Source organism: Exiguobacterium sp. s161, from assembly GCF_018619045.1.
Classification (GTDB): Bacteria; Bacillota; Bacilli; order Exiguobacteriales; family Exiguobacteriaceae; genus Exiguobacterium_A; species Exiguobacterium_A indicum.
On sequence record NZ_JACSNH010000001.1, the window covers coordinates 1,399,053 to 1,420,494 of the forward strand.

Sequence of the window (21,442 nt, forward strand, 5' to 3'; positions counted from 1 at the left end):
TTACAGATTGAATTGACTTTTTTTCGAAATCAGACGATTAGTTGCCATAAAACTGGGTAATATAGACTATAGTAGAGAAAAATCTTTCAACTTGGAGAGTGAGGTGAGAGAAGATGATCAGTGCCCAAGAAGCCTACTACATTAAGAACGAATTGAATGAGAAATTTGTAGATCCGCGGATTTCCTGTGATTTTTCAATCTTTTCGCTTGAACCGTTCCAACTTCTCTTACACGTACAAGAAGATGTCGATGAACTTAGTACTGAAATTCGCTATGGTTTAAGCCGCAAGATTCGGTCTCAACTCACACAACTCGATGCACGTGTCGGGGGTGTTCCCGTCAAAACGGTCTACATCATATCGGCACCTCTCATTTCCGATCGATCGTATTGCGTCATCTTACAATGAATTTTAAAATACCCCGTATGAGAAGCAAATTCTCACGCGGGGTATTTTTGTGTTCATCGGTCTGTAAAACCATCGATTTTCCATGCGTTCTTTAAAAAAGTCTTCTCCTTGGACCAGTAGACGATCGCATATTCTCGATTGATGTGTTCCCGTTCCGTTATCGCATGCTCGATTTCCGCATCAAAATCACAAAAGGCATACAGAGCGCTTGATCTGTCAGCAATCCTTTGCATGTCCTCCATGAACATCAATTCTTGCTGGTCGGTCGTCAACGGAATCAACTTCTCCACTTGAAAACCGAATCGAAAACCAAAGCAGTCAGGCTCTTTTTCAATCGTCATTCGAACAGGTATTGTCGTTAAACCATGATACGCTGAGAAGACGAGCGAGGCATTCCCGTAATGATGACTCAGCAATTGACGCCAGTCATTCGGAAGACCTTTTTCCTCGCCCCAATGTGATCCATCAATATCCGTCGCGTAACTGTATCCGAGACATCTTATGTCTGAATGAAATGCATCCAAGACCGTTCGAGCAGCGTTTTCCATGTCTTCCGTTTTTTCAAAAACAAATCCTACCTGTATCACCATTCTTCATTCCCATCTGATTATGCCTTACCCTGCCATGTCACCGATTTGGTTCCGACCATTCTCTTTCGCCCGATACAACGCTTGATCGGCTTGGTCAATCATCTCTTTTTCCGTCATCTCTGCTTCGGGTACAAGTGACGTCAAACCAAGACTGACACTGACCCGGCAAAGTGGTTCATACCGTTCATGTACGATATTTAAGTCGAGAATGTCCTGTCGGATGCGTTCTGCAATGTGCCGGGCTTCTTCTGCTCCACGCGGCAACAAGACTGTGAATTCCTCTCCACCGTACCGTGCGACTTGTCCATGCCGTGCTTGACGCTTCAAGACGCGGGCGACTTCCTTTAAACATTCATCCCCTTTTAAATGACCGTACGTATCATTATACGACTTAAAGGCATCGACATCGATCAAAATCAGGGAGAGTGGTGTCTGCTGTTGTTTGGCTTCTTCAAGGAGTTGCTCCAATCGTTCATCGAACGCCCGCCGATTCGGGATACCGGTCAAGGCGTCGTGAAGCGAACGATGAATCAAGGCTCGTTTACTGCGTTCCATCCGAAACGTCTGGATGAAGGCGATCAAGACAAGAACGGCGATGCTTGCGACGACGACGATGACCCATTTCGCAGCACTCGATGCTTGTTCGGAACGATTCGTTGCTTCGGCGATGATTCGGTTGACGTCCGTCCGTAGACGGGCATCGATCGGACGAAATGTCTCGATATATTGCATTCCTTGATAGCGTTTTGCCTCAGCGACTGCTTGATCCCCGCTTCGAACGAGTGCCAGTTGGGCATCATAAAACCGGGTTGCTGTCTCGATCCGGGGAATCGCTTCCGTCCGAACGAGCTTTCGCATGATTGGATGATTCTCATCGAGTTGATTGAGTCGCTTGATCGTTTGATCAAGCCGATCAATCGTCCGATCATACTGCGCTATATCCGCCTCGTTCGGTGAGAGGATGTAACTGCGAACGACCAGTTCAAGATTTAGTAACGCCGGAAACAACTCCGCTGCTTCCGTCGAGATGGGAATCGCCTCGTTTAAGATGCGTGCATTCTCTCGTTCGATTTTCAGGAAAGCTTGATAGCTCCATACGCTTGTAAATAAAAGCGCACAGAGTGCCAAAAACAAATAGCGCTGCAACGTTGACCATTTCACAAAAAGACCGACCTTTCTTTCTCTTTCTAATTGACTAAAGTCTATCCCTTCTATCGGTGTCTTGAAATCAAACTGTTAGTCGTTTGTATGAAATAATGCCCGTTGCTAGCATATTCCAAACGCTTCCAGACTACTCAATCGGTCATGGATGTGTTTTCCAACTGTTCCTGTGCCTGCCTTCGTCTCAGTGCCCGCTCAGTCACATCATTGTTCTTCCACCAAGCGACGAGTAGACCAACTAGTCCGACTAAACCCGTCACGAACCGTTCGACGTCACTTGCCGACACTGGCAATGCCGTAAAACCGAGCGTCGGCAAGAGTAACTCAAGGAAAACATAGAGCGGTATTAAAAGACGGATCCACGCCTGAAGTCGTATCATGGTGACACCGGAAAGAGTTGACGCCATGTTTGCGGACCAACGATTCCGTCAGCGACTAGACGACATGTCTGTTGGAACGTTCGAACGGCGTGCGTCAATCGGGCATCAAAGATTCCTGTCACCACAAGACCCAAGCGTTTTTCAATGGCTCGGACGAGTTCCGGTGCTTGGATTTTTTCCCGGAGATAGCGCCCTTGTTTTGGAACGTGATGACGCGCTAGACTGACATGATCGTACAGTTCAAAGTGTGGGTAGTCGGGAAAACGAGACCAATCCCCTCCCCAGTCCATTCCGCGTCGTTTCATCGCTGCAACGATCCGCCGGAGTCGCGCGTCTGGCGGAGAAAGGAACAATGCTCCATCCTGATAGAGAAAGACGTCGATTGCGACACCGAAATTATGGTTTGATTGTCCACCGCGGGCTTGCGTCACGATGGGTCCTGGTGTCGTCCGTCCTTTTGCGTACAATACGTTCTGTTCCGCGATGCTCCGAAAACTTTGCGCTATACCGAGTTTGATTCCATGCGGATACAGCTCTCGAATCGCGTCACGCGCGATCCGGACGACAGACGGATGCATGCCCGGAACGGATAGTTTTTGATTGGCACGTCGGAGTATTTCTTCTAGTTGCATCAGGCTCCCTCCCTTGTCAGTCCTTGTAATAGTTCAGCAATTTCGGCGTCGTCAGGTATGATCTGGTTCTCCTTCTGGTGTGCTTCATACACTCGTTGCGCTGCTTTTTCTCGTTCCATCCAATTCGGTAATTGAAATAATGAAGTGTCTCTTCTTGAACGTTTGGTTATTCGTTTTCGCCGTTCAGCCGGTAATCCAGTCGCGAGACGCTTTACGACTTGCTCGATGTAACCAAAATGACGACTGTTCGCCCGCGCCGCCTCTTCGATCGCATACTGGATGCGCTCAATCGGATGGTCTGTTGCCAGCTGTAGCAATTCCTGCTCGATTCGTGGTGTCGCCTTGCCGAGATTCGTTTCGTACTGCTGCATCAGTTCCTTTTTTAAAGTCGTATTCTTCAAGACTTCTTCTTCGGAGGCAGCAGAAACCTCGGGAGCAGTCGTCTCGTGACTCGCCGGGGACGGTATGTCGACACGGGACAGGACACGATAAGCATTCGAGGTCTGTCCTCCGTGTTTCGTGAACCGTTCGACTTTCTCGATCCGACCGCTTGCAATCAAGGACTGGATACATGACTTAACCGTCGATTTACTGCACGGGACAGCGTCGGCAATCGTTTGATAGGACGGGAATGCTTGACCATCCTGACCGCTGAAGCTCTCAAGAATCAGGTAGATCATCTTTTCATGGACAGACGCAAATGCCGTCCCGCTCCGTAAGAGCGTATGGGGAACCGGGAGATATGGGGCTTGCATGGTGATTCCTCCTTTCTAGGAAATATGACAGGAAGAAGTCGAGGATTGTTCGAAAAAAATACATGCGAACCAATCAGATGATGCTGCTTGGTTTGACCAACACTCCTGACGATTCGTCTTTATGACATTGCAGACGTAAAAAAGCGCTCTCCGTCAACGAAGAGCGCTCCTGTTCATTTTAAGACGTCCCAATTCGAGAAGTGTCGTGCCTCGAGATCGAGTCGCTGTTCCTCGATCCAGCGAAACGCTTCGAGTACGAGCGGTGACGCGTTATCAATCGAGACGTCACTCGCATTGACCCAGCGCGCACCGAGTGAGTCTTGTCCGACGAATTGTTCGGGGATACTCAGCGTTCCACCCGTCTGTCGGACGAGATAAAAGACAGCGATGTGATGGACTTCGTTGAACTCGCGCCAATCCCACGGAAGCTTGAAGTCCGCGACGCCGATCTGTCGTTCGAGTGCCACTTCGAGCCCTGTCTCTTCCGTGAATTCCCGGCGCATCGCCGTAGCGAGCGTCTCTCCTTCTTCGAGGCTTCCCCCTGGTAAGTCATAGCGATTGATATACGGTCCACCATTCTTGTCGATGACGAGTAAGGCATCCTCCTTCATCAATAATCCATAGACACCAAATGCCCGGTGGCAACGAATCGTCTTCATGTGTCATTCCCCCTTCTCTTCATCTGTAGGACGGTCGGGATGAATGAATCCAAAAAGCCGTCAAACGGAAACTGTTGCTGCGCGATTCGCTGTTGTAGGTTCAGTAACGATGCACGAGCTAGTTCAATCACATCAGTCGGATAGTCGTACAATTGTTGGTTCTCTAAAAATTCGTCCTCGTCGACGACCGTCCACACTCCCTCTCGATGGACGAGATCGAGATCCAGATCAATGAACGATAAGGTATTTCCTTGAAGTACCGGCGGTAAGCAAATGTTACAGTAGTACGTCACTTCTCCCGTCCGCTCTATATCGAGACCGACCGTAAAATCAGCATCAAGCGGATAGAATTCCAGACTATAATTGTCATATGTATAAACGGCTTCGCGACGATGATGTAAAAGTGTCCGCACTGGCGTATTCGCGACGAGCAGATACGCTTCCGTCTGAACAAGAACGTCTCCGTCCCACGAGTAGTGCGGACGTCCGTCAAACTTCCGCGCTTCAATCGTTAGATGTTTCGGTTCCAACCTCATCCCTCCCTTTCCCTAAAGCTCTCTTATTTTACCAAATGATCATATCGAAGCAAGTCTTTACCTGATTTACTAAAATTTTGAGTGTCTCTCGTTGACATCGTTTATCAAACTGCTATCGTGAAGGTATCATACTCAAGGATGTGGAACCGATGTTCATTGCCGAGTTGTTATTGAATGCTTGCATCGCCTTCACCGGCTTTTATTTGATTGCCAAAATCATCTATAGTCAGCGTCTTGCGTCAAGTAGCTTGAAAACCCTCATCGTCGGTCTCGCGACCGGGCTGCTCGGGGTGCTATTGATGTTTAAGGGGATCGCCGTCAACGAGTCGTTACGGATGGATTTGCGACATTTGCCACTCGTTCTGCTCGCTTTTTATGGCGTCCGCTCGCCACTGATCATCGCGACGCTAATCATCGGTTGCTCTCGGTTCTATTTCGGTTGGACACCCCAAGCAGTCGTCGCCTTTCTTGCTGTCCTTGGCATCAGCTCCGGGATGTACTTCATCCACAAACGGCTGCTCCAACGACCATTCTTGCAAAATCTCATCATGAACGTTTGGGCCTTGTTCATGATCTCGATTGCTGTCTCGATTAATCTCGGCTTTAGTGATGCCGCTCTTCGTTTGCTCGCTTCGACATGGACGATCGGACTCGCGGTCGGACTCTTATCGAGCCTGTTGACGATTGATTTTCAGTTGCTTAACGAACAGGTGCAACGCTATAAACAATCAGCGGAAGTCGATCACTTGACGGGACTATACAATCGCCGTGTTTGGGACGAACGGACGGCGTTGCTTGAAGAAGAAGGACGTGTCTACAATGTGCTCGCACTCGACATCGACCACTTCAAGCATGTCAACGATACATACGGGCATGCGAACGGTGATCTCGTCTTGCAACAGTTCGCACGGATCTTACAGGAAGAAACGCGTCCGCACGATATCACGGCGCGCATCGGTGGAGAGGAATTCATGGTCCTCGTCTATGATTTGACGCCTTCGAAAGTCGCGAAGGTCGCCAACCGAATCCGGGAGCGGATCGCGAACACGCGCTTTCAGCTCGACGGTTTTTCCGCCATCTCGATCACAGCATCCGTCGGAATCGCCCATGGGAAACACGTTGCTGCCCAGCGGATGAATATCCTTGCCGACGAAGCGTTATATGCCGCCAAGGAACAAGGACGGAACCGCGTCATTCTGTACGAAGTCGATGCTGAGGCAGCCATGACGACACAAGACCGCGAACCGGTCCGTTCTTAATCTTTATCATACGCATTCGATTATTTAGTAGATTGCGCTGGATGATGCAAAAACAGATCATCCATCCATAAGGAGTGAAGCAATGAAATCCGATTTTGAGTTCATGACGACATCAGAAGCGATTCTGTTCGTCAGTTCCTTGTTCAAGTGGCTGTACATCGGGCATCATTTCGTCATGATCACGACGTTTGATGACTTATTTTTAACGCAATCGTGGTGGTTACTACTTCCGCTCATCACCTTCATCTTATTCTTACGCTCGTTCGTCGTACGACGCTTGATCCTCCAAGCAGACGAGGACGACATGTCACGCAATGCTTAATCCATGCAAAAGAGGAGCTATCCTGCACCGGATAGCTCCTCTTTTTTTTACGTTTGATCAATGCGACGAAACTGTAAGCCGCGTGCTTTCCAGTTCGGCAAGAGTTCACGAAGCGCTTCAATCGTCTGCACAGGTGCTTGTGGGTCCGCGCCGAACGTATCCCCGTTATCGTGGAGCAAGATGATATCTCCTTCTGACACATTTGATAGTAGCCGTTTGATTTTCGCCTTCCCGCCCTCTAGCTTCCAGTCCTCCGCCATCTTCGACCAGAGAATCATCTTGTAAGAAGGAGGACAGAGGACATCTCCAGCATTAAGCGCACCCCACGGTGGACGATAAACGGTCGGTCGGTCGCCCGTGATCCGTTCAATGACTGTAGCCGTCCGCTCGATGCCTGAACGGACGGTCGACGGTCGCATCGACCAGTTCGGTCGATGGACGTAATTGTGGATACCAAGTTGATGCCCTTCGTCGTGTATCCGGCGAATGAGGTCCGGATGTGCTTCTGCTTTATGACCAACGACAAAAAACGTCGCCTGAATGCCTTCTTGTTGTAAGAGATCGAGCAGTTCTGCCGTATAGACGGGATCTGGACCATCATCGAACGTCAAAGCGACGTATCGTGAGTTCAGTGATTTTGTCACGCGCCATCCAAAGACGCGTGACGCCACGTACGGGACGACCGTATAGGCGAGTGTCGCGAGAATTCCTGCTGTGATAAGACGTGAACGCATAGAAACTAACTCCCTTTTATTCATTTACTTTTCGGCGATGGACTTGCAGGCAACCCGCAATCCGTTCCGCGAAGAACCGCTGATCGGCCATGACACGATCATTTTGATACTGCGTGACTGCTTGTTGCCAAGCATGCATGACGTCTGGGTTCTCAAGCGTCCGACGGATGACGTCCGCGAGTGTATCCGTTTGATGAAATGCGAACGCAAGTCCTTTCTCCATCAAATACGTACGATTGATCTCTTCTTGTCCCGGTAGGACGTGTTGAATGAACAACGGTACACGTTTTTCGAATGCTTCACTGACCGTCACGCCACCTGGTTTCGTGACAATCGCATCCATTCGTTCATACAGCTGATTCATCTCATCCCGTGAATCGATATAGGTGAGCGGATGGATATGTGGATGATGTCGCGAAGCTAGTCGTTTATACAATGTTTGGTTCTTCCCACATAAGACATGGAAATCTGCTTCTGGACACTGTTCGATCTGCGTCAGTAAGGTCTCGAGTTGACCGAGTCCACCGTTTCCGCCAGCAACAAGAATTTGTTTGCGGGACTGCGTCGAGCGAAAGATGGAACCACCAGAAATTGCTGGATGGACGGGGATACCCGTCACGAACAAGCGCTCACTTGGTACAGCATGATGCTCGTGCAATTCTTGCCTTGCCTCACGATTCGGCAACAGATGATACTCGATATGCGTCTTTCCCCAGACGCGGCTGACGAATAGATCGGTATAGGCATTGATGACCGGTACGTCACAAAGGTTTCGTTCTTTTAATTGATTCAAGAGATAGGAAGGAAACGCATGTGTACAGATGATGACGTCCGGTTGTTCCGTCCGGATGATCCGTAACATCTGTTGTTGGAAATAATGCGACGTCCACCCTGTCGACCGGGCATTGCTCGAACGTCCGGCAATATGCTGGTGATAAAAACGACTGTAGCCGTTTGAGAAGTGTCGGATCCAGTTCAGGTAAAACTTTGATGTCACCCATTCCGCAAATGGACTGATCGTACTGAGCAATTCTACTTCCTTGACTTCAATCCCTGGTCCTTGCAATCGTTCGGCGATCGCTTCGGCAACCAGATGATGACCGGATCGCATCCTTAAAAAAGGAAAGATCACTATTTTTTGCATCGTTTGTCCACTCCTTCAAACTGTTCCGACGTTCCTTCAACAAAAAAGTAACGTTTAGTCTTCTTTTCCCGCTTGGTTTTTCCCTGAAACGACGCGTTTCTCAAGTCGCTTCCGCTTGAGCCATTTCACGAGCACTCCGATCAGGAACAATACGAGTAAGGCAAGTCCGAAATACGGTACGACTTCCGGCTTGATATGAAATGTCTTTCCTGCAAAGTGACCGAGTAAGACAAAAGGTACGACCCACAGCGCGGAACCGATTGCTGATACAAAAAAGTACCGACCGAAAGAAATCCGCTTCAGGCCTGCAAAATATGGATTGATCTGCCGCACACCCGGAATGTAAAGACCGCCGATGATCGTTCGATTGATTCGTTCCATGTAGCCGTTTGACACCCGCTCCCAGCGTTCCTTCGTCAATCCGAGGAATCGACCGTACCGTAGGACGGTCGGTCCGAAGAAGCGCCCTGCTCCATATGCCGTCAGCATACCGACAAACGTCCCAGCATACGCGGTCAAGATTGAATAGATTAAACGTTCTTCGTTTTGACCACTTAAGATACCAATCAGGACGAGTAAGGATTCTTCCGGTGCTGGAATCCCGACGATGCCAAAAAATAAAAAAATGAAAATAACGCCATATCCATAGGCATCGAGATACTGATTGACCGTATCCATATTCATGTTGTCACGTCCTCTACTGCTGTCTTTCTGTACTGTTTCAACGTCTTCTGACTATGTATTCGTTCCTGTTGAAGCAATTCCTTTTTTAGAAAAATTAAAACCTGGTTCATTCGAAAATTGACCTGTTCTCGCATCTCTCCTCGTGACAATTCTCAGTCTGTAGGAGATGATGAATAGAGTGAAGTAGATCTCTATAGACAAAAGGAGGATGACAATGAAAGAGACTGAAAAGCTAACGATTCAACCGCTATCGTTCGAGAGCATTCCATTCGTCAACCATGCCAACGATCCATTCCCAATTATCGGACGCATCGTTCCGCAGTTTTCTGGTACCACATGGTCCTATACGGAAGAACTCTATGAAACCGCTACTGAAACCCGTTTCCCTGACGATCGACTCGATTGGACGACATATATCGAAAACGAGAATCGAATCGTCCTCCTCGCCTTTTCCGGCACTTCTTGTATCGGTCACATTCGCCTTGTTCGTGACTGGAACCGTTTCGCCTATATCGAAAACATCGCGGTCAAACAAGCATTTCGTAAACTTGGCGTCGGACACCAATTGCTTGTTGCTGCGACGAAATGGGCACAACAACGCGAGTTGAGTGGTCTGTCACTCGAAGCACAAGACGATAACCTGATTGCTTGCCGTTTTTACGAGCGAGAAGGCTTCGAGCTCGGCGGTGCCGATAGTTTAAAACAATTCGTCAATCCACATATCGATCTGACGTTGTATTGGTATAAACTATTTTAAACGTCAGTCGGAAAGGGCTTACCTTCTGTTATCTATCGTAAAGAATAGTTTTATTACCGCGATATTGTTCGCTTTCTTGTATGCACTCATTGCTGGGCTTGGATGGGTGATCCAACAATATACGGCACTTCCTTCAACGACTTCTTTATGATTGGTCTATTGTTTGCCGGTCCCGCCATTCTGACCGGCGCACTCTTGACGGAAGGACTTCCACGCCTGTTATTTCGTTCGAATATTTCTTTCGTAAAACGGACCATCCTCAATCAAATCATGGCATTATTCGCAAGCATTGTCCTCTATCTGCTCATGCAATCGAATTCGTTTTCGCTTGTTCTCATCTTATTCTGTTCAGGTGTAGCGTTGATCTATTTCATCTTCTCCGAGTCGGCGCGAAAGTACTCATCATTCCTCCCCTATCTGTTCGGGTGGCTCGGTCGGACCGTCTTCAGCTTTTTTCTGTTTCTCCAATTGTTTGGATCAATGACGATGATGGTTCCGTTTTTGTCTTACGCGGTGCAGCTTGTCAATGAACAGTTGGATGCTGTCATGCTATTATTCTTCAGCGGTACCGTGATTGCTGACGCTCTGTTAGCTGTCCGTTTCACGAAGCGTTCGCTACCGTGGATGACGCATCTCCTCGTTCATCAAGGTACGGTCTTCGTGTTTGCCGGTGCGTTCATCTTGTTCAGTTCACTTCCTGCGGTTTTTTTCATCGGAAATGTAGTCGCTGCCTTTTTATATGTAATGATCACCCGTCTATTCATCCTCATGAAGACTGGAAAGGAGGAGTACCATGATCCGTCTGTCATTTCGACTTCTGATGAGTAATTGGATTTTTCTGATGCTTTATCAACATCTTCCGTCATCACCACGACTCATGCCCGATACGGACTATGGGTATTATCCAGGTGTCTTCGAGACCTTGCTGTCGTTTGTGATCGTCATCACGGTCGGTGGCATCCTGACCGACGCGATTCGTTACTTCCGATTTCGCTCACGTCCACTACCTTGGATAACACACCTCCTCCTGAATCAAGGCATCGCTTTATTACTCGGTGGCGTACTGTTACTTGTATTCAAAGGTCTGTTTCAACCGATCTATTTTCAGGCAATCGCGAGTAGCGCCGCTTTCCTTTACTTTTTGATGACGCGTTTGACATTGTTATACAAGAAAGATTCAGCTGTTTGAAATCATCCGCTTTCTTACATTTTTGTTAGATAAAACAAGATGACCTACGCTTTATACTAAATGTATCGTTTAGTAAAAGGAGACATGCCGCATGTTTCGTCAAAAATCGCTTCTGTATTTACTCATTTTTTTGTCCTTCGGTTTAGCTTTCGATACGATCACAGGATCGTCTCTCGTTCCGTTCGTCGAACCTCTTCATCTCTTGATGACTTCTCTTGCGTTGACGATCACGACCGCCTGTTTGACTTTGTTCTTTCTGCTTTACTACGGTCTTCGTCCGCATCTCGAATTACTGATCGTCCTTCCCTTTTTGATTTTGACGAGCGGCGTCACGTTCTTCTTCGTCTTCTTGAGCGCAATGACTGTCATTTAACGTCACCAAAAAGCCCGTCTTCTTTAAGGAGACGGGTTTTGATCGGTCATATGTAGATCACGGTTTGGCGTGAAGTTCTATCAACGGATCGCTTTCACTCGGCCAATTGATTTGTCCTTCGTAATGATCCTCGATCGTCGCGACCGGTTCCGAACGTTCGAACCGGGACGGTTGCGCAGATGTCGTACAGACGATCAAGACAGCTAACAGACTGATGATACTTAAGCATCGTCGCATCATGATTTGAGCTCCTTTAGTCGTTTCTATTCTCATATTAAACAAACCATGCTACTATGCCATCCGTCCTCCGCTGTATCTCTCACTCCGTCCATTAAAAAAGACCGACTACGTAAGTCGGTCTGACACCATCACCCTTGTTCGCCAACGACCGAGAACCGCTCGTTGAGATGTTGACCTTTTTCAAGCTCATCCACTACAGCGATGGCGTAATCCGCGTAACTGATGTAGCTTTCCCCTTTTGCGTTTAGAATCATCTGCTCGCCACCGACTGTATATACTCCCGTTCGTTGACCATTCGGATCAAAGAATCCAGCGGGGCTGAGATACGTCCACGTCACGTCTTGCTGCCCTTGCAGTTCGATCAAGTTTTTCCCCATGTTCGAAGCTGTCGGATAATACGCTTCCGGGAAATCCGGTGTTTCCATGACACGTACATTATGCTCAGCATCGACGAATAGACTTCCAGCACCACCGACTACGAATAGTCGTGTCTTGCTTCCTGCTAACACGTTGATTAAATGACGACCGACTTCGATATGTTTCGTTTCCTCACCCGGTGCTGCGTTAAACGCATTGACGATTGCGTCAAACCCGTTCAAGTCGTCTTTCGTCAGCGCGAGCACATCGCGCTCGAGAATCGTGACGTCTGCGGTCACTTTTGCTGCGTTACGGACGATTGCCGTGACGTCATGCCCGCGTGTGATTGCTTCTTGTAAAATCAATTGTCCTGCTTTTCCTGTTGCGCCGATGATTCCGATGTTCATGATGATTCCTCCTTTTGATATGTAACTACTTTGATTACATGTAACCAATATAGTTACAATTACTTTGTTTGTCAACAGTGTTGTTCCTATTCCCCGTTTCTTGCCAAATGAACAATACGACGTATAATGAGAGAACAATGTTTTTAAGAAGGAGGGTCATCCGTTGGCCATCAGTACACGTTTTTCCGTCGGCATCCATATTCTCTCGTTGATTGCGACTTACGAGAAGATGACATCCGACTTGATTGCTGGCAGCGTCAATACGAATCCGGTCGTCATCCGTAAAATCATGAGCATGCTCAAAAAAGCCGATCTGATTGAGGTCCGCCCGGGTGTCGCCGGTGCGCGACTCGCCCGCCCGTCATCTTGCATCACGCTACTTGACGTTTACCAAGCCGTCGCTGTCGTACCGGACAAGGAACTGTTCGGCGTCCATGCCGCACCGAACCCAGATTGCCCGGTCGGACGAAACATCCAATCGACGGTCACACCAATCTTTGAGCTCGCTCAATCTGCTCTTGAAAAGGTGCTCGCTCACGTCACACTGGATGATATCGTCAGTGAAATCGAACAAAAAGAAGCATCGTCCTCATGAGGGCGATGCTTCTTGCTTTAGAAAAACCATTGATACAGTAGATATCCTCCACCGAGGACGACAAGCACCGCGAGCATCTCAAGACCACGCATCCCGTCGTTTTGCCCACGTGGTACGGCACTACCGAGACCTTGATCGACACCGTCGCGGAGATGATCGAGTGGTTGTCTCTTTTCTTGTTTGAAGCGAGACATTAGAACGACCCCCTTTTTACATATTGTACCATTCCATCTTCATCTTGCAGTGCATTCTGTCAAAAAAATACGTGGTAGTGCTTATCTTACATTCAATTCGTTTCTCTATTCATTTCGAAGCAATTTCATGAATCCCATCTTTTCAACGATCAAAACATCCTGCTCGAAGCGTTTGATGTAACGCTTCGTCGATTGATCGTCAATCAAATTCGGATGACCAAAGCATACATTTAGTATCGAATTAAGTTTCTCTGCCTCACCGCCGATAAAATAGTGAGACATATAGGTGTTGTCTTCTGAGGCAATGACGACGAATGTCGCCATATCAAGCACTCCTTCGACGCTTTCTGCTGTCATGAGTTTGTCTTTCACAGATGCATTCTAAAAGTCATACGATTCGATGGAGGCAATCCTACCTTGCAACAGATCAAGAATTGATTTTCGATAGACACAATAGACTGCAACGATCGTTTCAACAGGTGGAACGAATGGATCTTCGAGGATCGTGATCAAACGCTCGTCGTCTTGATTCAGGCGGATGGCATGCAAATGATTAACCAATAATTGATCAATGACGTTCACGTTCGTCGGTTGGATCGATTTGAAATCATATACAGGCAAGTCTTCTCCCCTTGCTCTTTTAGTCAATGATCGTATCCTTCCCTTCTGCGCGTAACCGCTGCAGGGATGCTTTCATCGTCTCAATCTCTTCATCGGTATGCCGTTCCCACGTTCCGAGTTCAGCGATGATCTTCACGGGTTCCGTCGAACGATACGACCGAGTCGGATTGCCTGGGAACCGTTTGTTCGTCAAGTTCGGATCATCCTCATACGCTCCGAGTGGTTCGACGAGATAGATACGTTCCGGAGCGTCAGATCGTGCGAGCTCTGCGCCCCACTTCGCTGCATCAAATGTTGCCGTGAAATAGACGTGCTGGAGCGGTTGTTCACGAAAATTCGACGCGTGCCCTGGTTTCAATTCGTCACCGATTTGCAACGTGGCTTTCGTGCCATGGAAAAACGGACCTTCGACTGGTTTCATATGCTCGCCTCCTGACTGGATACATTCAGTATAGACAGTCGATTCGTTCAGGTGTAGTCTGTTTTAAAATGAAATTTCACGGTATACTTATAGCAAAGGAAGTGCATTTGTCGTCAGATTGTAACTCGTTTTTTGTCTAGCCATCAGGCATGATAGGAATAATCATTTTACATACCCTATAGGAGGTCATCCGTTTAACGTGAAGTTCTTTAAAGCTTTAGCGAAAACCGAAGAGGCTGTCTGGATTCCAGAAGCCGAGTGGCAAACCGTTTGTGAGCAAGAAGGACTGACCGTGCCGCATCATCCGCAGGAACAATTCGTTGGTCTCGCGTACAACAATCAGCGGCAAGTCGTCGAAGTCACGCGTAATTTACGTCCACCAGCTCTCAGTTATTACGTCACGATTCTAGAACCACCCCATAGTCGATCCCTTATTTCAAAACGTTCGTTCTTAACGGTGCTTCATGAACGAACGGAGCGCACATCCCTCACCGAATACGGTACATTCTGTTTACTTGAGATCAACGTTCGGGAAGAAGGACTCGGCGAGCGTGGTCTGTTACTTGAGTCATTGATTCATGATATTGAAAAAAAGTACACTCATTACGCGATTCGTGGCGATTATGCGACGATCACCTTACAAGGACGCGTCTCAGATCAATGTTTTACGAAATATGGATTCCAGTTAACGGATTCCTATCTCACGCTTTCGAATGGGATTCCTTCCTGAACCGACCTGACACGTTCAGGTCTTTTTTGTACAGTTCCTAGGCAATGATGGGAAGTGATGGGTTTGCGTTCAAACTAGTAGCACTACATATTTTTAATATGGTATGGTAAAAGTAATTCATCAGCAGTACATTCTACATTTAAGAGGTTCCCCATGACAATAATAACAGAGACATATCCCATGACATGCTGGTATACGATTTCGACGTATCATAATCAACAAATCAAGCGAGTCAATGCGTTCTTGAAACAATGGGATCTCTCCCATACGAATCTTGAAGTATTGCGTTGCCTACAAACGACCTCATGCACGAGCCAGAAGGAAATCGCTGAACGGATCCAAGTGACCGATGGCACGATTTCACACGGAATCAAACGTTTATTTGATCGGCAACTCATCACCCGCAAACGCAAATGGAAGACGAACTATTTGCTCTTGACGGAAAAAGGAACAGCCATTCTGCAAGAAGTGTTGCCTGCCTATGAACGTTTTCAACAAGAACAATTCGCTGCTTTGACTGCGCGACAACAGGAAGAATTAATCCGTTTCTTCGATAAGCTCAATCCTGCGTGACAGAAGAGGAGGAAAAATCATGACCTTCACATTCGAATCTTCAATGCAACACTGGAACGCCATTCAGCGAATCCATTCTCGTTATTCGAAAGAAGTCAACGATGTATTGAAACCAAAAGGACTCTCAAAATCCCAATTCGATTTATTGATGACCTTGTATCATCAAGAGAGTGCGACACAAAAATCACTTGAACGCACGCTCGAACTCTCAAGCGGTGCCATTTCGCAAACGGTGAAGAAGTTACTCGCGGAACACCTCGTCATCCGAAAACGAATCAACCGGGAAAAACGGATTCTCTTGACGGAAGATGGTGCAGCGCTGATTCAAACGTCAGCTCCCGAGATCGAAGAGATTGATGATCGTTATTTCCGTGCCTTTACATCAAAGGACCACGAGACGTTCGACCAATTGCTCCATAAGATGCAAAGCGATCATTTTTGATCGCCCTACCGACACTCGCGGACGCTTCCCTAATGAAGTGTCCGCAATTCTTACATTTAAACACCATAAAGAGGGAGCAACAGAGATGACACATAGAGACGTATTATTGGAACGATTAGACGCAATTGGGCAAACGATTGCACAAACAGATGATGCGCTTGTCCTGCTCGGACTCGGTTCTGTCGGTCAAGAACTTGAACGACTCGATGACTATTCGGACTTAGACTTTTTCATCATCGCAAAGCCCGGTAAAAAGGCTCGATTCATCGAGCAACTCGACTGGTTAGAAAACACATACCCTTTACACTTTCAATTTCAAAATACGCAGGATGGACATAAAGTCATGTTTGACGACGGTATCTATGCCGAATTCGCCATCTTCGAACTAGATGAACTTTCTGAAATTGCATTTTCCGCTGGTCGTATCGTGTGGTGCGATCCTTCCTTCGACGCGTTTGAACGCTTAGTCCCACAACCACATAACAGTTCGAGCGAACATCCATCCGTCGATTACGCCATCCATGAAGCACTGACGAATCTATATGTCGGGCTCTGTCGCGAAACACGTGGCGAAACCTTATCAGCCTTCCGTTTGATTCAACAATTTGCCGTTGGTCAATTGTTACACGTTCTGTCCTCATTTGAAAAAGAGGAAGCGACATCTGTTGATCCGTTTGCTCCGGAACGTCGGATTGAGCAACGTTTCCCAGAAATGGTCAACCGATTCTCAGAGATGATGCCAGGCTATTCACATAATAAAACGGCTGCACTAGTGATCCTCGATTACATCGAACAGATTCATCCTGTCTCCCCTGCCATGTCAAACGCTATCCGTTCATTCGCCCGAACTGATATTTCCTAAACAACACGTTCGCCGTTTTATTTCTGTTCATCCATCGTTCAAAAGCGTTCGACTTAATTTCGAAAAATTTCAAAAGTATAAAAATATGCCCATCAGCTTCTTTATGCTGACGGGTCTATTTTTTGAATCAAAGTAGATCATTTTTATACTTGTAATCCTTTAAAATCGTTTCCGCGTCTTTAGTCGTCCAATCTGCTATCGATTCTGAAGGATATTTTTCAAGATATGCGTCCATGATATCTTTACCTAATCGGTACATACTCCACATAGGTACATCCTGTTCCTTATTGCCGTCCATGATATCATCTTGCGTTAACTCACCATTTTTCATTAAACGTAGAACACGCTGTTTCGTCTCTTCTTCTAATGGCTCGACCCAAGCTGGTGTCACACCTTTAACGACGCGTTTCGCGAACTGATCCGCTTTCCCTTCAAGGAGGAGTGAATGGATCAGTGGACTAGCTTCCTCTCCTAAGGAAGTATCTAGCTTCATCCGATCATATAAAGCAGTGTGGTGATATTCATGGGCTACTGCATATTCCAACATTTTCTTATCGTAGTCAGCGGTAAGGAATAGCATGAAGCAATCTCTAGTTGCCAATCCTGCGACCCCTCCCATGACATCCATACGCTCCATGAATTCCGAGTTAACAGGCACGATGAATATCGTATTCGTTTGTTTTGGTAATGCCCGATGTGAAGCAGTGTAACTTTTTTCAATGATTTTTTTGATCTCTGTATCTTGTTTCATCAGCTCTTTCGTCCGACTCATCAATTGTTCTTTATACTCAGTTGCTTGTAGCATAAAGTAACTTTTCATATATGTTAGATCGAGATTTTGTTGCTCACCGATTTCATCGATGTAACCTAAGACATGTTTTAGGTAACTGTTCGTATTGTCGTCTGAGTTTCCTGTCTGCATCGCTTCTTCTAAGTACTGATTGTATTGCGTATAGAGCGGAACAATCTTGACCTGATCCTCTTGACCAATCTTGATCGTCTTGTTTTTAATCGTTTCGTCGTTCGGTGAAAAGAAGTTTTCTGTCCTTTCCCAAACGGTACACCCCGATAAGGTAACCAAGACCAAACACAGTAATACGAGCCATCCCTTTTTCAATGTAACCCCTCCCTCAGATTCATGTCTCAATATTTTATACTGTCATTTAATAACAAAAGTTTCATATTTCACATAAAGAAATCCATATCTAAATTGATTAGAAACAAAAAGAACCTTGAAGCCTCGCAACACTTCAAGGTTCTTCTTATTTCAAGATCCCGTACTCGCGAATGCCTTCAGTCCAAACAACCAGAACCGATAAGCAATCAAACAGGCGATGATCGCGACGAGTGGTGTCGCGACTGCCATTACACCATAGCCTCTTCCGTCAAAGAAATACATCGCCGGATAAAAGGCAGTAAAGCCGAACGGGATGATGTAGGTCAAGACGAACATCAACACCTTCGAGTAGATCGTCATCGGATAACGGGCGAAATCACTCAGACTGAAGACCGCTGAGACGACCGGTAAACTGTCGACCATCCAGAACGAGAACGTCGCAAAAAACAGGTTGATCGCGATATAGAGCAATCCGCTCGAAAGAACAAGTACGATCAACATCAAGACATCACCGAAGCTCCAGATCATGTCGAGGTGATCGGAAGCAACATAGAGCACCCCCCCGCCAATCAATAGTTGACCGAACCCGTCTTGCTGAACGCGCTCGGCGACGATTTGAAACAGTGGATTGACCGGGCGCATCAACAACCGATCCAGATTCCCGGTCCGGATGTACTGCCAGCCGATCGTCCACAAGTTATCAAAGAAGATATGGTGTAAGGCTCGCCCTAAAAAGGCAATCCCGTAAATGAATAGGATCTCGTAAAAGTCCCAACCGTTTAGCGTCTCGATATGCTGAAAGACGACCGACAGGAAAAAGAGTGAGGCGAACTGTTGACCGAAGACCGACAAGACACCAATCAGGAAATCGATCCGATATTCCATCATGACCTTAAAATGACTTTTGGCATACAACCAGTAGAGTTTTATGTATCGTTTCATCCGCCGAACACCGTCACTTTCCGGATTGCGAGCGCGAACGTGATCCGCAAGATGACGAAGAATCCGATCAACCAGCCGATTTGAATCAGTAACGCCTGCAGGATACCGCTTGCGCCAATTTCTCCCGTATAGATCGCAACCGGGACGTAGACGAGTGAAGCAAACGGTAAGTACAGACTGATCGTCTGAAACCAGTCCGGAAACAGCGTCAACGGGACGATCGCACCGGACATGATCGTGATGATGGCGTCCTGTAAGACGGACAGTCCCCAAATGTTGACGGTATAGAAGGCAAAGATGCCGACGAGCAGATCAATCAATGTCGCGAGCAACACGGCACAAATCACGCTACCGACGAAGGCAATGCCAGCTAGCCATGACTGTGGTCGATCCACGCCGATGAACAAAATCGAGACGAGGACGAGTGGTAGGATCGAGCGGAACAAGACCGAGACTTTTGAGCCGATGTCTTGGGCGAGTAACTTATCGAGCAAGTGATACGGACGGAGTAACTCGATTGCGATCGCCCCTTGTTTGATCATCCGGGCGAGATCGCGTCCGGCACCCCCGCGGAACTGATCGATCATCGTCGCAAGCACCGCATACGTCAGCATCGTTGACAGCGAGATACCGGAAACATCGGTCTTATTGGCATACACGGCTTGCCAGAAGAAATAGAGGATGAACAGACGCATCGTCACGCTGAACATGCTTGCCCAGTACCAGGCTGTGTAGGCGAGATCAACTTTGATTTGGGACCGCATCAACGCGGTATATTTACGGATTCTCATGCACTGATCCCCGCTTGGTAGAGCTTGCGGATTAACGTCTCCATCTTCGGTACGGACACGGAGACGTCCCGAACGGCGTACAGCGAAACGATTTCCTTGATGACTTGACCGCTTGACAGTTCTCGGTCGTCGAAGGCGAGCTCATACGTTAGTTCATCCGTCTCAAACATGATCACACGATTGATCAACACTGTCGGTAAAGCGAACGGCACCGGTTCTTCGAGCGTGATTCGAAGTGTCCGCTCGTGACTGAACGATGCCTTTAACTGATCGATCGTATCGTCATAGATGATTTTACCGTCGTCGAGGACGATCACACGGTCACAGACTTCCTCGATATCCTGCATGTCGTGCGTCGTCAAGATGACGGTCGTCCCCCAGCGATCACTCATCTCGCGGATGAAGTGACGGATCGTCTCCTTGATCTCGATATCAAGCCCAATCGTTGGTTCGTCGAGATAGACGACTTTTGGTCGATGCAGGAAGGCTGCGGCTAGTTCACAGCGCATCTTTTGTCCGAGCGACAGTTGTCGGACCGGTACGTCTAGGAGCGGTGCGAGATCGAGCTTCTCCCGAAACCACGCGAGCGTCTCGGCAAACTCGGACGTCGGCACTTGATAGATTTCCTTCAACAGCTCAAACGATTCTTGGACCGGAATGTCCCAGAACAGTTGTGTCCGCTGACCGAAGACGGCTCCGATTTGTGACGCGTTCTTGACGCGGTCGGCGTGTGGATCAAGTCCGAACACCCGGACGTTCCCCGCGTCCGGACGCAGGATACCAGCGAGCATCTTGATCGTCGTTGATTTCCCGGCACCGTTGAAACCGATATAGCCGACTCGTTCTCCTGGTGCGATCGTCAAATCAATCGCTTTGACCGCCTCTTTCGTCCGGTACGTCCGGTGAAACAACGCTTTGATCGCTCCGCGTAATCCCGGTTCCCGTTGTAGGATTTGATAGTGTTTCGTCAGTCCTGTTGCTTTGACGGCATATGGTTGCATGTATTCTCCCCCTTTTGTGCAAACGCTTTCCGAAAACGTAGTATACCAGAAAAATCCAAGAGTCTTCCATCTCTTTTGAAAATTTTTCTCGATATTCTGACGCTGTCGCGTAATAATAGATAAAAAAAGGAGTGGTCTGACCATGCTATTACGCCATATGACACATCGGCATCACATGAAATCAATCGTGACGCGCGGTGGATTGTCACCGACATTTCAAATCGACGCACCAACAGGCTGGATCGCCTTCGAAGTCGATCCTCCAAGCGCAGCGTATCAAACGCACTTTCATCAATTAAAAAATGATTGGCAGGATGGAGATGTCGTTACGCTCGAATTCGACGGAGAGCGGATGCAAGCAGCAGGCTTCGAGATGCTGCAATCGCAAGAAGATGACATCAATCAACAGGCAGAGAGATTAGGCGTATCCATCGAGGAAATTGGCTCGTATGCATTCATTCGCAATTTCGTCTCACTTGATTATCTCGTCGAGTCTTCACGTGAGAAAATCTCAGAGTATTATTAACTTAGTTGAAGAAATCTAATCTTTTTTAAAATATACGGAAA

Annotated in this window: 33 protein-coding genes; 13 read left to right on the forward strand and 20 right to left on the reverse strand. The window is 47.5% G+C overall.

Annotated features, from left to right (window positions below):
* Positions 1–113 precede the first annotated feature (113 nt).
* Entirely contained in the window at positions 114–407 is a 294-nt protein-coding gene (locus KNQ14_RS07160; protein WP_023468187.1) for a hypothetical protein, read from the forward strand.
* Positions 408–460: 53 nt separating this feature from the next.
* Here the strand turns inward: KNQ14_RS07160 and KNQ14_RS07165 are convergent, their stop codons facing one another.
* From KNQ14_RS07165 to KNQ14_RS07195, 7 genes are all read right to left on the reverse strand, one after another.
* Positions 461–955: an Imm64 family immunity protein gene (locus KNQ14_RS07165; RefSeq protein ID WP_214860316.1), complete on the reverse strand. Its 495-nt coding sequence runs from the start codon at positions 953–955 to the stop codon at positions 461–463.
* Between the two features lie 66 nt (positions 956–1,021).
* Positions 1,022–2,158: a GGDEF domain-containing protein gene (locus tag KNQ14_RS07170; protein ID WP_214745672.1), complete on the reverse strand. Its 1,137-nt coding sequence runs from the start codon at positions 2,156–2,158 to the stop codon at positions 1,022–1,024.
* Between the two features lie 134 nt (positions 2,159–2,292).
* Complete coding sequence (locus KNQ14_RS07175; protein ID WP_214745669.1) at positions 2,293–2,538, reverse strand: phage holin; 246 nt, start codon at positions 2,536–2,538, stop codon at positions 2,293–2,295.
* The gene (locus KNQ14_RS07180) at positions 2,535–3,170 is read right to left on the reverse strand and encodes a M15 family metallopeptidase (protein ID WP_214745666.1); all 636 of its coding nucleotides are present in this window, start codon (positions 3,168–3,170) and stop codon (positions 2,535–2,537) included. The genes KNQ14_RS07175 and KNQ14_RS07180 overlap by 4 nt, the downstream gene beginning before the upstream one ends.
* A complete protein-coding gene (locus KNQ14_RS07185; protein WP_214745663.1) occupies positions 3,170–3,925 on the reverse strand; it encodes a helix-turn-helix domain-containing protein in 756 nt (251 codons plus the stop codon). Before KNQ14_RS07185 ends, KNQ14_RS07180 begins: the two co-directional genes overlap by 1 nt.
* Positions 3,926–4,098: 173 nt before the next feature.
* Positions 4,099–4,584: an NUDIX hydrolase gene (locus KNQ14_RS07190; protein WP_214860318.1), complete on the reverse strand. Its 486-nt coding sequence runs from the start codon at positions 4,582–4,584 to the stop codon at positions 4,099–4,101.
* A complete protein-coding gene (locus KNQ14_RS07195) occupies positions 4,581–5,114 on the reverse strand; it encodes a DUF402 domain-containing protein (protein ID WP_214745657.1) in 534 nt (177 codons plus the stop codon). Before KNQ14_RS07195 ends, KNQ14_RS07190 begins: the two co-directional genes overlap by 4 nt.
* A 155-nt stretch (positions 5,115–5,269) precedes the next feature.
* On the opposite strand from KNQ14_RS07195, the gene KNQ14_RS07200 reads away from it, so the two are divergent.
* Positions 5,270–6,379 (forward strand): GGDEF domain-containing protein, encoded by a 1,110-nt coding sequence (locus KNQ14_RS07200; RefSeq protein WP_214745654.1) that lies wholly within the window; start codon positions 5,270–5,272, stop codon positions 6,377–6,379.
* Between the two features lie 82 nt (positions 6,380–6,461).
* Positions 6,462–6,701 carry a hypothetical protein gene (locus KNQ14_RS07205; protein ID WP_214745651.1) on the forward strand — a complete coding sequence of 80 codons (240 nt, stop codon included), beginning with the start codon at positions 6,462–6,464 and terminating at the stop codon, positions 6,699–6,701.
* Positions 6,702–6,748: 47 nt separating this feature from the next.
* Here KNQ14_RS07205 and KNQ14_RS07210 read toward each other — a convergent pair whose 3' ends face one another.
* The 3 genes from KNQ14_RS07210 to KNQ14_RS07220 all read right to left on the reverse strand — a co-directional run bounded on the left by KNQ14_RS07210 (position 6,749) and on the right by KNQ14_RS07220 (position 9,263).
* Positions 6,749–7,435, reverse strand: a complete 687-nt coding sequence (locus tag KNQ14_RS07210; RefSeq protein WP_214745648.1) for a polysaccharide deacetylase family protein — start codon at positions 7,433–7,435, stop codon at positions 6,749–6,751.
* Positions 7,436–7,451: 16 nt separating this feature from the next.
* Positions 7,452–8,546 (reverse strand): MGDG synthase family glycosyltransferase, encoded by a 1,095-nt coding sequence (locus KNQ14_RS07215; RefSeq protein WP_214745645.1) that lies wholly within the window; start codon positions 8,544–8,546, stop codon positions 7,452–7,454.
* Positions 8,547–8,633: 87 nt separating this feature from the next.
* The gene (locus KNQ14_RS07220) at positions 8,634–9,263 is read right to left on the reverse strand and encodes a DedA family protein (RefSeq protein ID WP_214745642.1); all 630 of its coding nucleotides are present in this window, start codon (positions 9,261–9,263) and stop codon (positions 8,634–8,636) included.
* A gap of 214 nt (positions 9,264–9,477) precedes the next feature.
* Between KNQ14_RS07220 and KNQ14_RS07225 the strand changes: the two genes are divergently transcribed.
* The 4 genes from KNQ14_RS07225 (at position 9,478) to KNQ14_RS07240 (ending at position 11,582) form a co-directional block, all read left to right on the forward strand.
* The gene (locus KNQ14_RS07225; RefSeq protein WP_214745639.1) at positions 9,478–10,020 is read left to right on the forward strand and encodes a GNAT family N-acetyltransferase; all 543 of its coding nucleotides are present in this window, start codon (positions 9,478–9,480) and stop codon (positions 10,018–10,020) included.
* 102 nt (positions 10,021–10,122) lie between these two features.
* Positions 10,123–10,848 carry a hypothetical protein gene (locus KNQ14_RS07230; RefSeq protein WP_214860320.1) on the forward strand — a complete coding sequence of 242 codons (726 nt, stop codon included), beginning with the start codon at positions 10,123–10,125 and terminating at the stop codon, positions 10,846–10,848.
* Positions 10,841–11,209, forward strand: a complete 369-nt coding sequence (locus KNQ14_RS07235) for a hypothetical protein (RefSeq protein ID WP_214745633.1) — start codon at positions 10,841–10,843, stop codon at positions 11,207–11,209. Before KNQ14_RS07230 ends, KNQ14_RS07235 begins: the two co-directional genes overlap by 8 nt.
* Before the next feature lie 91 nt (positions 11,210–11,300).
* On the forward strand, positions 11,301–11,582 hold the full coding sequence (locus KNQ14_RS07240) for a hypothetical protein (protein ID WP_214745630.1): 282 nt from the start codon (positions 11,301–11,303) through the stop codon (positions 11,580–11,582).
* Positions 11,583–11,639: 57 nt separating this feature from the next.
* Here KNQ14_RS07240 and KNQ14_RS07245 read toward each other — a convergent pair whose 3' ends face one another.
* Together KNQ14_RS07245 and KNQ14_RS07250 are read right to left on the reverse strand one after the other, a co-directional pair.
* Entirely contained in the window at positions 11,640–11,822 is a 183-nt protein-coding gene (locus KNQ14_RS07245; protein ID WP_214745627.1) for a hypothetical protein, read from the reverse strand.
* 128 nt (positions 11,823–11,950) lie between these two features.
* Positions 11,951–12,586, reverse strand: coding sequence for an NAD(P)-dependent oxidoreductase (locus KNQ14_RS07250; protein WP_214860322.1), 636 nt, complete (start codon positions 12,584–12,586; stop codon positions 11,951–11,953).
* A 163-nt stretch (positions 12,587–12,749) separates the two neighbouring features.
* Here KNQ14_RS07250 and KNQ14_RS07255 point away from each other — a divergent pair, with 163 nt between their 5' ends.
* Entirely contained in the window at positions 12,750–13,181 is a 432-nt protein-coding gene (locus KNQ14_RS07255; protein WP_214745621.1) for an Rrf2 family transcriptional regulator, read from the forward strand.
* A 17-nt stretch (positions 13,182–13,198) separates the two neighbouring features.
* Here KNQ14_RS07255 and KNQ14_RS07260 read toward each other — a convergent pair whose 3' ends face one another.
* The 4 genes from KNQ14_RS07260 to arr form a co-directional block, all read right to left on the reverse strand.
* The gene (locus KNQ14_RS07260) at positions 13,199–13,375 is read right to left on the reverse strand and encodes a hypothetical protein (RefSeq protein WP_214860324.1); all 177 of its coding nucleotides are present in this window, start codon (positions 13,373–13,375) and stop codon (positions 13,199–13,201) included.
* Between the two features lie 105 nt (positions 13,376–13,480).
* Positions 13,481–13,732 carry a hypothetical protein gene (locus KNQ14_RS07265; RefSeq protein WP_214775379.1) on the reverse strand — a complete coding sequence of 84 codons (252 nt, stop codon included), beginning with the start codon at positions 13,730–13,732 and terminating at the stop codon, positions 13,481–13,483.
* Between the two features lie 24 nt (positions 13,733–13,756).
* The gene (locus KNQ14_RS07270; protein ID WP_214860325.1) at positions 13,757–13,996 is read right to left on the reverse strand and encodes a hypothetical protein; all 240 of its coding nucleotides are present in this window, start codon (positions 13,994–13,996) and stop codon (positions 13,757–13,759) included.
* A 19-nt stretch (positions 13,997–14,015) separates the two neighbouring features.
* On the reverse strand, positions 14,016–14,417 hold the full coding sequence (gene arr / locus KNQ14_RS07275; RefSeq protein WP_058265846.1) for an NAD(+)--rifampin ADP-ribosyltransferase: 402 nt from the start codon (positions 14,415–14,417) through the stop codon (positions 14,016–14,018).
* 199 nt (positions 14,418–14,616) lie between these two features.
* Between arr and KNQ14_RS07280 the strand changes: the two genes are divergently transcribed.
* The 4 genes from KNQ14_RS07280 to KNQ14_RS07295 all read left to right on the forward strand — a co-directional run bounded on the left by KNQ14_RS07280 (position 14,617) and on the right by KNQ14_RS07295 (position 17,024).
* Positions 14,617–15,147: a hypothetical protein gene (locus tag KNQ14_RS07280; protein WP_052017138.1), complete on the forward strand. Its 531-nt coding sequence runs from the start codon at positions 14,617–14,619 to the stop codon at positions 15,145–15,147.
* 180 nt (positions 15,148–15,327) lie between these two features.
* Positions 15,328–15,720, forward strand: coding sequence for a MarR family winged helix-turn-helix transcriptional regulator (locus tag KNQ14_RS07285; RefSeq protein ID WP_214775377.1), 393 nt, complete (start codon positions 15,328–15,330; stop codon positions 15,718–15,720).
* 19 nt (positions 15,721–15,739) lie between these two features.
* Positions 15,740–16,162 (forward strand): MarR family winged helix-turn-helix transcriptional regulator, encoded by a 423-nt coding sequence (locus tag KNQ14_RS07290; RefSeq protein ID WP_023468160.1) that lies wholly within the window; start codon positions 15,740–15,742, stop codon positions 16,160–16,162.
* A gap of 85 nt (positions 16,163–16,247) precedes the next feature.
* Positions 16,248–17,024, forward strand: coding sequence for a hypothetical protein (locus tag KNQ14_RS07295; RefSeq protein ID WP_214860326.1), 777 nt, complete (start codon positions 16,248–16,250; stop codon positions 17,022–17,024).
* Positions 17,025–17,151: 127 nt separating this feature from the next.
* Here the strand turns inward: KNQ14_RS07295 and KNQ14_RS07300 are convergent, their stop codons facing one another.
* From KNQ14_RS07300 to KNQ14_RS07315, 4 genes are all read right to left on the reverse strand, one after another.
* Complete coding sequence (locus KNQ14_RS07300) at positions 17,152–18,141, reverse strand: DUF2268 domain-containing putative Zn-dependent protease (RefSeq protein ID WP_214860327.1); 990 nt, start codon at positions 18,139–18,141, stop codon at positions 17,152–17,154.
* Between the two features lie 150 nt (positions 18,142–18,291).
* Positions 18,292–19,083: an ABC transporter permease gene (locus KNQ14_RS07305; RefSeq protein WP_214745600.1), complete on the reverse strand. Its 792-nt coding sequence runs from the start codon at positions 19,081–19,083 to the stop codon at positions 18,292–18,294.
* Positions 19,080–19,874 (reverse strand): ABC transporter permease, encoded by a 795-nt coding sequence (locus tag KNQ14_RS07310; protein WP_208796383.1) that lies wholly within the window; start codon positions 19,872–19,874, stop codon positions 19,080–19,082. The genes KNQ14_RS07305 and KNQ14_RS07310 overlap by 4 nt, the downstream gene beginning before the upstream one ends.
* On the reverse strand, positions 19,871–20,875 hold the full coding sequence (locus KNQ14_RS07315) for an ABC transporter ATP-binding protein (RefSeq protein WP_214860328.1): 1,005 nt from the start codon (positions 20,873–20,875) through the stop codon (positions 19,871–19,873). The genes KNQ14_RS07310 and KNQ14_RS07315 overlap by 4 nt, the downstream gene beginning before the upstream one ends.
* Positions 20,876–21,017: 142 nt before the next feature.
* On the opposite strand from KNQ14_RS07315, the gene KNQ14_RS07320 reads away from it, so the two are divergent.
* Positions 21,018–21,401, forward strand: a complete 384-nt coding sequence (locus KNQ14_RS07320; RefSeq protein ID WP_214860329.1) for a hypothetical protein — start codon at positions 21,018–21,020, stop codon at positions 21,399–21,401.
* The last annotated feature ends 41 nt before the right edge of the window (positions 21,402–21,442 follow it).

Excerpts from the sequence above, each read along its gene's own strand:
- KNQ14_RS07310 (WP_208796383.1), bottom strand. The coding sequence starts at position 19,874 with ATGAGAATCCGTAAATATACCGCGTTGATGCGGTCCCAAATCAAAGTT.
- KNQ14_RS07175 (WP_214745669.1), bottom strand. The coding sequence starts at position 2,538 with ATGATACGACTTCAGGCGTGGATCCGTCTTTTAATACCGCTCTATGTT.
- arr (WP_058265846.1), bottom strand. The coding sequence starts at position 14,417 with ATGAAACCAGTCGAAGGTCCGTTTTTCCATGGCACGAAAGCCACGTTG.
- KNQ14_RS07315 (WP_214860328.1), bottom strand. The coding sequence starts at position 20,875 with ATGCAACCATATGCCGTCAAAGCAACAGGACTGACGAAACACTATCAA.
- KNQ14_RS07160 (WP_023468187.1), top strand. The coding sequence starts at position 114 with ATGATCAGTGCCCAAGAAGCCTACTACATTAAGAACGAATTGAATGAG.
- KNQ14_RS07265 (WP_214775379.1), bottom strand. The coding sequence starts at position 13,732 with ATGACAGCAGAAAGCGTCGAAGGAGTGCTTGATATGGCGACATTCGTC.
- KNQ14_RS07215 (WP_214745645.1), bottom strand. The coding sequence starts at position 8,546 with ATGCGATCCGGTCATCATCTGGTTGCCGAAGCGATCGCCGAACGATTG.
- KNQ14_RS07185 (WP_214745663.1), bottom strand. The coding sequence starts at position 3,925 with ATGCAAGCCCCATATCTCCCGGTTCCCCATACGCTCTTACGGAGCGGG.
- KNQ14_RS07250 (WP_214860322.1), bottom strand. The coding sequence starts at position 12,586 with ATGAACATCGGAATCATCGGCGCAACAGGAAAAGCAGGACAATTGATT.
- KNQ14_RS07210 (WP_214745648.1), bottom strand. The coding sequence starts at position 7,435 with ATGCGTTCACGTCTTATCACAGCAGGAATTCTCGCGACACTCGCCTAT.
- KNQ14_RS07285 (WP_214775377.1), top strand. The coding sequence starts at position 15,328 with ATGACATGCTGGTATACGATTTCGACGTATCATAATCAACAAATCAAG.
- KNQ14_RS07200 (WP_214745654.1), top strand. The coding sequence starts at position 5,270 with ATGTTCATTGCCGAGTTGTTATTGAATGCTTGCATCGCCTTCACCGGC.
- KNQ14_RS07295 (WP_214860326.1), top strand. The coding sequence starts at position 16,248 with ATGACACATAGAGACGTATTATTGGAACGATTAGACGCAATTGGGCAA.
- KNQ14_RS07260 (WP_214860324.1), bottom strand. The coding sequence starts at position 13,375 with ATGTCTCGCTTCAAACAAGAAAAGAGACAACCACTCGATCATCTCCGC.
- KNQ14_RS07225 (WP_214745639.1), top strand. The coding sequence starts at position 9,478 with ATGAAAGAGACTGAAAAGCTAACGATTCAACCGCTATCGTTCGAGAGC.
- KNQ14_RS07180 (WP_214745666.1), bottom strand. The coding sequence starts at position 3,170 with ATGCAACTAGAAGAAATACTCCGACGTGCCAATCAAAAACTATCCGTT.
- KNQ14_RS07290 (WP_023468160.1), top strand. The coding sequence starts at position 15,740 with ATGACCTTCACATTCGAATCTTCAATGCAACACTGGAACGCCATTCAG.
- KNQ14_RS07245 (WP_214745627.1), bottom strand. The coding sequence starts at position 11,822 with ATGATGCGACGATGCTTAAGTATCATCAGTCTGTTAGCTGTCTTGATC.
- KNQ14_RS07220 (WP_214745642.1), bottom strand. The coding sequence starts at position 9,263 with ATGAATATGGATACGGTCAATCAGTATCTCGATGCCTATGGATATGGC.
- KNQ14_RS07235 (WP_214745633.1), top strand. The coding sequence starts at position 10,841 with ATGAGTAATTGGATTTTTCTGATGCTTTATCAACATCTTCCGTCATCA.
- KNQ14_RS07305 (WP_214745600.1), bottom strand. The coding sequence starts at position 19,083 with ATGAAACGATACATAAAACTCTACTGGTTGTATGCCAAAAGTCATTTT.
- KNQ14_RS07190 (WP_214860318.1), bottom strand. The coding sequence starts at position 4,584 with ATGAAGACGATTCGTTGCCACCGGGCATTTGGTGTCTATGGATTATTG.
- KNQ14_RS07320 (WP_214860329.1), top strand. The coding sequence starts at position 21,018 with ATGCTATTACGCCATATGACACATCGGCATCACATGAAATCAATCGTG.
- KNQ14_RS07240 (WP_214745630.1), top strand. The coding sequence starts at position 11,301 with ATGTTTCGTCAAAAATCGCTTCTGTATTTACTCATTTTTTTGTCCTTC.
- KNQ14_RS07165 (WP_214860316.1), bottom strand. The coding sequence starts at position 955 with ATGGAAAACGCTGCTCGAACGGTCTTGGATGCATTTCATTCAGACATA.
- KNQ14_RS07230 (WP_214860320.1), top strand. The coding sequence starts at position 10,123 with ATGGGTGATCCAACAATATACGGCACTTCCTTCAACGACTTCTTTATG.
- KNQ14_RS07205 (WP_214745651.1), top strand. The coding sequence starts at position 6,462 with ATGAAATCCGATTTTGAGTTCATGACGACATCAGAAGCGATTCTGTTC.